Genomic DNA, 8,483 nt, shown 5'->3' on the forward strand with positions numbered 1-8,483 from the left:
TGAGTTCGGCTGGCAATCCGCCCACGGCATTCGGACGGACACACTAACGCTATGCGACCATCGCCTAGAAAAAGCGAGGTAAAGAACAGGCAGCAAGTTACGACCCTGTTCCTGGGCGCCGCAGTCGCCGTATCCCTGCTCGTCATGAACATTGCGCTCGCGCTGCGCAATACCCGGCAATTGAACGAGGATGCTAGTTGGGTCGGTCATACCCATGAGGTGATTGCCCGCCTGGAGCACCTGCTGTCGCTGGCGAAGGACGCCGAGACGGGACAGCGGGGCTTCCTCATTTCTGGTGACGCGCGTTATCTCGAGCCCTACGACGCGGCCGTCGCCCGCATCAATGAGACGGTCGACGAAATAGCGACTTTGACGGCGGATAACTCTCGTCAGCAAGCGACGATTCCTGCCTTGAAAGAGCATGTTGCCGCCAAGTTGCGGGAACTCGACAAGACCATCGGGATCATGACCGGCGATGGTTTCGAGGCGGCTCGGCAAGCCGTCTTGTCCGATCGGGGCCGCCAAGCAATGGACGCCCTGCGCAGCGTCGTGGGGCAAATGGTCGAACACGAACAGGACTTGCTGCGGGATCGCCGTCAGGCGTCGGAACACACGTATCGAGTGGCCGTCATCTCCGGTTTGCTATCGGGCGTCGCGGGTCTGACGGCCGTCGGGGCGTTCATCGTGCTGATGACGCGACATCTGGCTGTTCGGGCCAAGGCGTCGCAAACCATTGCCGAGCAGGCGGAACGTTGGCGCACCACGCTCTCCAGCATTGGCGACGCAGTGATCGCGACAGACTTCGATGGCCGCATTACGACCATGAATGCCGTCGCCGAGGAACTTACCGACTGGAAATGCGACGATGCAGCCGGTCAGCCTCTCGACAATGTGTTTCGCATCGTGAACGAGGATACCCGGCAGACCGTCGAGAGCCCCGCGGCCAGGGCTTTGTACCAGGGCGTTATTGTAGGATTGGCGAACCACACGGTGCTGCTTGCCAAAGATGGCACCGAGCGACCCATCGACGATAGTGCCGCGCCCATCCGTTGCAAGGACGGTGAAATTGTCGGCTGCGTTCTCGTTTTCCGCGACGTAACTGATCGGCGAAATACGGAACTACAACTGAAAGAACGCGAGCGCCAATTTCACACGCTCGCGGACTCCATTCCGCAGCTGGTATGGACGGCAAAGCCAGACGGCCACATCTTCTGGTACAACCGCCGCTGGTACGACTATACCGGTACAACGTTCGAACAAATGGAAGGCTGGGGCTGGCAGTCGCTTCACGATCCCCAATCGCTGCCGAATGTTCTAGAAAAATGGAATTCGGCCATCGCGTCAGGTCGCCCGTTCGAGATGGTGTTTCCGCTCAAGGGCAAGGATGGCACCTTCCGAACGTTTCTGACTTTGATCGAGCCGCTCTTGGACCAAGAGGGTCGCGTTGTCCAATGGTTTGGCACGAACACGGATATCACCGAGGCGGAACGCTTCGCGGCGCGTGAGCGGTTCTTACTCGGCGAAGCCGCCACGGCCAATGCCAAGTTCCGCGCGTTTTTTGATCAGGGGCCGCTTTTCGCCGGCATCATGACACTCGACGGGATTCTCATCGAGCCGAATCGCCTCTCGCTGGAAGCCTGCGGTTACACCCGAGACGAAGTCGTTGGCAAACCGTTCTGGGATTGTCCTTGGTGGAACCGCTCTGCGGCGCTAATGGATCAGATCCGGGGGGCGATTGCCCAGGCCGCAACCGGCCAGGCCTTTCGCGCCGAGATGCCCTATTTTGTTTCCGATGGCAGCGAGCGGATCGTCGACCTGGTCGTGCTTCCTATCAAGGGAGAAGACGGGAATGTTCTGTTTCTGGCGCCCACCGGCACCGACATCACCGATCGCAAACGGGCCGAGGAGGACCGGGAAAAGTTTGTCACCTTGGCGGAAACCATCACCGACTTCGTCGGTATTTGCGATCTGCAGGGCCAACCCTTCTACGTCAATAAAGCAGGCATGCGGATGGTCGGCCTGAACGAGCAGGAGCCGTTGCAGGATATCTCGGTCCGGGATTTTTTCTTCCCAGAAGATCAGCCCAAGATGCTTGACGAGTTTTTGCCGTCGGTCCTAAAAAATGGCCACGGCGAAGTTGAAGTGCGTTTCCGCCATTTTCGGACTGGCAACGCGCTGTGGATGTTGTACAAGGTTGTCGCGCTGGTCGACTCGCATGACAACTGCGTCGGGCTGGCGACCGTCAGCCGGGACATCACGCAACGTCGCGATCTGGAGAACAATCTGCGACAGTTGGCCTCGGACCTTTCCGAGGCCAATCATCGGAAGGATGAGTTCTTGGCGACCTTGGCGCACGAGTTGCGCAATCCTCTCGCGCCGATTCGCAACGGTCTGCAGTTAATGAAGCTGGCCGACGGCGACACAGACACCGTCAAAGAGGCCCGAGCGCTCATAGAGCGCCAGGTGGCACAGATGGTCCGGCTGGTCGACGACCTGTTGGATGTCAGTCGTATCACGCGAGGAAAGATCGATCTTCGTCGCGAACATGTCGACATAGCGTCGATTGTTCAGCAAGCTGTGGAAACAAGCCGCCCTGCGATCGAATCCTCTCAGCAAGAGTTGAAGATAGAGTTGCCGTCGCAGCCCATCTATTTGCATGCTGATCCCGTCCGAATGGCGCAAGTGTTCAGTAATTTGCTCAACAACTCTGGCAAGTACAGCGAGCCGGGAGGCTGCATTTCGATCGTGGTCGAGCGACAGGGACCCGCGGCGGTGATCTCGGTGAAAGACACCGGCATCGGAATCCCTCCGGACATGCTGCCAAAAATTTTCGATATGTTCACGCAAATCGATCGATCATTGGACAGGTCCGACGGCGGGCTGGGGATCGGTTTGACGCTTGTCCGACGATTGGTCGATTTGCATAACGGTTCGGTGCAGGCAAATAGCGCTGGGCCAGGCCAAGGAAGTGAATTCATCATCCGGCTCCCGATTGTCGTCGAAATTCCTGAACAGTTGCCCGAGCCCGCCGTCACCGAGCAGAAACTTGTCGACGCGAGCCGCATTCTCGTGGTTGACGATAATCGCGATTCGGCCACGTCGCTGGCCTTGTTGTTAAAGGCCGCGGGTAACGACACGCAGATCGCACACGATGGCCTGGCAGCGGTCGAATTGGCGGACTCTTTTCGGCCCGATGTGATCCTGCTTGATATCGGCCTGCCTCGGCTGAACGGTTACGAAGTCGCCCGCAGGATTCGGGGGCAGACATGGGGCCAGGGTATGATCCTCGTCGCCCTGACGGGATGGGGCCAAGACGATGATCGGCGGAAGTCCAAAGAAGCCGGCTTCGACGGCCACATGGTCAAGCCGGTGGGCTATGCCGCGCTGGTAAAAACCTTGAACGAATTGCGCGCAAAGCCGGATTGATCCAGATCGCAGCCGAGTCGCGCGCAGTGATCCGGCCGCTCAAATCCTGACGAAGATGCGCTGTCGATACAGCCACAAGCAGACCAGCCACATGGCGAATAGTACCAGCACGTGCTCGACGATGGGCACATAAGCTGCGCCCAGGTGCAGCCCGTCAGCCACCTGGTGATACAGTTCCTGACCGAAATGGATTTTCAACCGCGTGTTAAACCAGTTGCGCAGCAGGCCGTACATCACGTACATCACGATCGAATTCATCCCGACCACCAAAAACGGAAAGCTCCAGCGGCGCAATCCGGCGATGTCGATCACGCCGTAGAAGCCCGCCAGCATCCATAACGTCCAGCCGGTCGAAAAGATGGCCCAACTGGGCGTCCAAATGATTTTCACGATCGGGCAGATGCCGGCCACGTCCAGGAGCTTGCCGACCAATAGCGCCGCCAGCCCGCTTCCGGCCAGGATCCAGAACTTAGCGGATTTACTGCGAGGTCCGCGCAACAACTCGCCCGTCATGAGCCCGAAGATCATCGTGGCCAGCGACGGGATGAAGTTCAGCGTTGGATAGCCAGAGCCTTCGTAGGCGAACGGCTTCGCACGCGAGAATTGATTCAGAAACCAGACATCGAAATTCGCCGCGGCGTTGGTCCCTTTGTCCCAGTGCGCGGCGAACCCGGTCAGGTGCGGCCATTCGGTTCCGACGCCTACGCTCTTGTAGTCGAAATCATCAGGCGGCAGTGGATAAGCCGCGAACCATCCCCAATAGCCGACCAGTATCAGTGCGGCCGCCACTCCTTGTACCCAGCGCGGTCTGTTCCACAGCAGGAACAAGAACGTATAGCCCAGGCCGATCTGCGACACGACGTCCATGAACGTATAGTTCGTCTGCGTGCCGCCGCCAGAGCGCAGGAAGATACCCAATAGCACCAGCACGATCGAGCGGTATATCGCATGCCCCAGCATCCGGCCGTAAGACTGGCCATGGGCAGCACGGGCCGCATAAGAATAAGCCATGGCCACGCCGACCATGAACATGAACGACGGTTGGATCAAGTCCCAAAATGCGCATCCCAGCCAACTGACGTGATGGAAGTGATAGCCGAGCGTCGTCCAAACTTCGCTGTCGGGAAATGATTTGCGGGCAACCTCATAGATTCCCAACCCGCCCGAGGCCATCACCAGCATGATGAACCCTCGATAGGCGTCAAGCGAGACAAGCCGTTGGTCCCCTTTGACGGGCGCAACAACGGGGCGATTGGCCGTGGTCGGAGCGGACGAAGCGACGGTGGCAGGGGCGGCATTCATTTGTCATTACGTGCGAGAGAATGCGGTTAGAACCATCTCAGTGTACCGCCAATACGGATGGTGCGCGCGCGAGTCGCCGCATGGCGGTATCAGCGGTTACGAGAGAACAATGCACCTGCCAGGCCGCTTACACCAGTTCCCTGATCGGTTCTCCGTCGCCCAGAATCGGCGTCGGCCGGCCGGCCAGATCGACGAAGGGCCGTCGGTAGTCGATGCCCAAGTGCCGGTACATCGTGGCCAGTAGATCCTGCGGAGTGAGTGGCCGATCGGCCGGGAATTCTCCCTTGGAATTGGTCGCGCCAATGACCTGTCCCATGCGCAGCCCGCCGCCAGAGACTAGCGCCGCCTGGGCGCCCGGCCAATGGTCGCGGCCGATCAATCCGTCGCGCTCCACCAGCCGCGGCGTGCGGCCAAACTCGCCGGCAGCGACAATCAGAATCCGCTCCGACAGCCCACGATCGTAAACGTCCTCGATCAACGCTGATAAGCCCTGATCCATGAACGGGGCGCGATAACGCATGGCGTCGGCCAGGTCCCAACGCGTGATCGGGTTGATGTGATCGTCCCAACTGAAATAACGATCGCTGAGCGTGGGCGCGAGCGCGTCGATCGTCACCACCGCCACGCCGGCCTCGGCCAGACGCCTCGCCAACAGAAAACTCTGTCCCCACAAGTGCCGTCCGTAGCGATCACGCACCTGATCATTCTCATCGCTAATGTCAAAGGCATTGGCGACCGAGGGATTCGTCAGCATCCGCAAGGCCTGGCCCCGGAATTCGTCGACGCCGTCGAGCGAACCGCCAAGATCCAAGTCGCGTCGCAATCGGTCGAATTGCGGCAGCAACCCACGCCGCTGGTCGAGCCGTCCGGCATCAACGCCGGCAGCCAACGACAAGTTGGGTGGCTTATATCCCTTATCGGAAGGATCGCCGGCGGCCACCGCCGAGTGAGACAACCCCAGATACGTCGGCCGCGTCATGAATGGCTGCCGTGGAATGCCGACATAGTTAGGCAGACCATCGGGCCGGCTGCCGCGCAGCTTACTGGCCACCATGCCAAAATCGGGATGCTCGCTCCGCGCGGTCGAAGTAGGGTCAGGCCGCTCGGGCGTTTTGCCGGTGAGCAGCTCGATCGATCCATCGTTGTGCGCCGACATGTCGTGGTGCAGCGAACGAATCAACGAGATGCGCGAGCCGTGCCGCGCCTGCCGTGGAAACAACTCGCAGAGGTCCAGGCCCGGCACATCGGTCGCAATCGGGCGGAAGGGGCCACGATATTCGGCCGGCGCCTGCGGCTTCAGATCGTACGTCTCCAGATGGCTGGGCCCACCCCACATCCAAAACAGAATCACGGATGTGTTGCGCGTGGACTCGCCGGCGCGGGCCCGCGCGGCCAGCAACTGGTCGAGCCCCAATCCCCCCATACCGAGCGCCCCCGCGCGCAAGAACTCGCGGCGCGGCAGCGGGCCAGGGCAGAAAAAATTCATCGCACGACTTCCCAGGGGTGTGCGGCTGTGGGCGGGAACAAAATTTCACGCTTGCGGGCGGGTCCACAAACCTGCGACCGTCAGCCGTCGCCATATAGGACGCCGGGCTAGTTCGCAGGGCTGCGGCAAACTCCAGTAGTCTGCGGGGAACCACATTGTTTCGAGTCCGCGAAGGTAGGTCAACTTTTTGCCTGCGCGGGTGGCTGATTAATGCGTGCGCCCTGGGATATTGTATTTTTGAGCCGCAGCGTCCGTTGCGATGATCGCCAATCTCGGAGGACCGCCGCCATGTATCTCGCTCATCGGAAACGTGCGTTCCCACAGTCGCCCATCGCGAGGATCTCGGCATAGCGTGTCCCAGCCCGACTACTCATGTGCGAGCTTGCCAACCTGGATGTCGACAGTTCGAGTCCGTTTGCCCGCTTTATTTTACGGGGACGATGCATGTCCCGTGCACGCCGGCCCATCGCTAGCGTGCTGCTGCGCGCAATTTGTTGAGTAAGACCATCGGGACTGGTAGGCCAAGCAACACAAAATAGGCGTCGATGTGCTGATAGATCACTTGCTCGATGAATGTATTCATGGCGACATTCACCGAGCCAACGAGCGGCAGTACCTTTTTCTGAATCTGTTCGTAGCAATCGTCGGCCACAGCGGCCGAGACAAGACGCACGAGCGTTTTCGTCCAGAACGGTGTCTTGATGCTCGGTTCGTAAATGCTGTTGATCGCTGTCATGTCGTGGACATTCCATACGCGCGGCACGACGTCCAACGAGTTCCAAATGCGGCGCGTGTTGGCACCAAGTCGCTGATCGAAGTAGTCCGCCCATGCGCTGTTGCCGGTGGCGGGTCCTGCATAGCAGAAAGCGCGAACCGCCGCCTTGTTCGTCGGATCCCAGCGATTCGGGCCAATGACGTTCGGTCCCTGGGTATCGGCTAACAACAATGCGGCCGTGGCCGCCAAGGCGCCGCCTAGGCTATGGCCGGTGACTGTGACTTCGACATTTCCCCCGCTTGCGGCAACAGTCTTGGTCAAGAAGTCCATCAGCGTCTGACCCGCTCCCGGAATCCCGTAGCAGGGTTTGACACCTAGCAGGATTGCCAGACTCAAGGCATCGGAGTTAGAAATTCGAGCGCCTGGCGGAGGCACCCCATAGGTCCACGCCGTTGTATTGAGGACCATGAAATCCTCGAAAAGCCAATCGGTGAGCTCGTACGGATTTGTGCTGCTGAGAGCAAGGACATATCGGGACCGGTCGCTCGTGTTTTGAGCGATGTAGAAGACATCGTCCGTGTGTCGCGCAATTAGCGGGAACTTAAAAACCGTCGGGCCCCACACCAAATCCCAATCGCCAGCCACCGCCGGCTCGGAGGCGAGGTGTTGACGCACATTCTGGCAGAGTTGGACCTCGGTGCCGCAATCGGTGCCGGTAATTGTCTCCCCGAGGTCCGAAATGAAGGCCAAGGTGAGCATCGTCTGTTCGTCGGAAAATGCCATTTTAGCAGTCTCTCGAAATAATGCGTGTCGTTAGGCGAGATCCACGTGCGTAAGGCACTAGTACTTTCGCCATTTCGTGGCTGGATTACCGAATAACAGCGCGAAGAGTCGAGACCGATGCGCCGCGTAGCAACACGTATATTGCCCCCGATGGCGCGGGCCGTGCGCCGGCGGTCTCTCGATCTCACGTCGGCCAGTGACAGACTGCGGAAAATACACCGGGGTCATCGCCCGTCGTGTAGTAAGAATGGCGGCGCTCTCTGACAACAAGCTGGCCACGCCGCAGTTGCCAGTCTTCATAGAGATGAAGCGCCACCGTTACATACGGCGATCGACGGCCAGCCGCAACGTGCCGATGGGCGTAATTGCTCATAGTGACATTTCACGCGGCAGGCGTGAGGAATTCCCTTTGCCAATAGAGCGCATGCGACTGTCGGATGCGTTGAATGAACCGGTCGCAACGCAACGGCTTTCCGTCATCTCTGCGCCATTTGTCGAGCGATACCAGTGCTCTCATGGCCTCTAATCCAATCACCTACCACAAGCCAGTAGCGACTACGGGGTGGGAAGGTACAACAGCAATAATTGTCAGCGCGCGGCTACCAAGCAGGTTAGCCGTGCCACCAATCCACTAAGAACAAGTCTTCAAATTGCCTGAATCGATGAAAAACGTTACGACTCCGCCCTCTTGGTTCTCAAGTCAAGGAAGACGGAGCCGTAACAATGAGTGCGAATTATCCCAGCGATTTGACGGACGGACAATGGCAATGG

At 59.2% G+C, this 8,483-nt stretch carries 5 protein-coding genes; 2 read left to right on the forward strand and 3 right to left on the reverse strand.

The genetic code is table 11. The features are described from left to right. The first annotated feature begins 51 nt into the window (after nucleotides 1-51). A complete protein-coding gene (locus VGG64_05965) occupies nucleotides 52-3,426 on the forward strand; it encodes a PAS domain S-box protein (GenBank protein ID HEY1599127.1) in 3,375 nt (1,124 codons plus the stop codon). 39 nt (nucleotides 3,427-3,465) lie between these two features. On the opposite strand, the gene VGG64_05970 is transcribed toward VGG64_05965, so the two are convergent. From VGG64_05970 to VGG64_05980, 3 genes are all read right to left on the reverse strand, one after another. Continuing rightward, nucleotides 3,466-4,728 (reverse strand): hypothetical protein, encoded by a 1,263-nt coding sequence (locus tag VGG64_05970; protein ID HEY1599128.1) that lies wholly within the window; start codon nucleotides 4,726-4,728, stop codon nucleotides 3,466-3,468. Between the two features lie 127 nt (nucleotides 4,729-4,855). Further along, nucleotides 4,856-6,214 carry a DUF1501 domain-containing protein gene (locus tag VGG64_05975; GenBank protein HEY1599129.1) on the reverse strand — a complete coding sequence of 453 codons (1,359 nt, stop codon included), beginning with the start codon at nucleotides 6,212-6,214 and terminating at the stop codon, nucleotides 4,856-4,858. A gap of 469 nt (nucleotides 6,215-6,683) precedes the next feature. Beyond that, the gene (locus VGG64_05980) at nucleotides 6,684-7,712 is read right to left on the reverse strand and encodes a hypothetical protein (protein ID HEY1599130.1); all 1,029 of its coding nucleotides are present in this window, start codon (nucleotides 7,710-7,712) and stop codon (nucleotides 6,684-6,686) included. A gap of 247 nt (nucleotides 7,713-7,959) precedes the next feature. Between VGG64_05980 and VGG64_05985 the strand changes: the two genes are divergently transcribed. Continuing rightward, the gene (locus tag VGG64_05985; GenBank protein HEY1599131.1) at nucleotides 7,960-8,238 is read left to right on the forward strand and encodes a hypothetical protein; all 279 of its coding nucleotides are present in this window, start codon (nucleotides 7,960-7,962) and stop codon (nucleotides 8,236-8,238) included. Nucleotides 8,239-8,483 lie beyond the last annotated feature (245 nt).

The sequence above is a fragment of the Pirellulales bacterium genome (assembly GCA_036490175.1).
In the GTDB taxonomy this organism is placed as follows: domain Bacteria; phylum Planctomycetota; class Planctomycetia; order Pirellulales; family JACPPG01; genus JACPPG01.